The organism is Lysinibacillus sp. RU7, from assembly GCF_057837305.1.
Window position 1 is genome coordinate 1 of sequence record NZ_JBYQFK010000189.1, and the last position, 257, is coordinate 257.

Annotated in this window: 1 protein-coding gene; it reads left to right on the top strand. The window is 36.6% G+C overall.

The genetic code is table 11. The features are described 5' to 3' along the window. A partial coding sequence (locus AC3II9_RS22050; RefSeq protein ID WP_489158864.1) for a type 2 periplasmic-binding domain-containing protein occupies nt 1-257 on the top strand: 257 nt, incomplete at both ends.

Genomic DNA, 257 nt, shown 5'->3' on the forward strand with positions numbered 1-257 from the left:
TTATGACTGACTTAGCGACACAGCAGCTCGATTTCGTGATTGACCTAGAACAATATTTATCACCCAAAATTATCTTTGATCATTTGGTAACAGATGAGTTCGTCATTTGCAGTCAACTTAAAGAAGTCGATTTATCTACTTACATCAGTGGTCGGCATATTGGTGTTTCCTCACGCCGTACGGGCGCTTTACTTGAAGATATTTATTTAAATCAACACCAAAAAATTTCAAGAAATGTATTTATGCGCTGTCAAAAC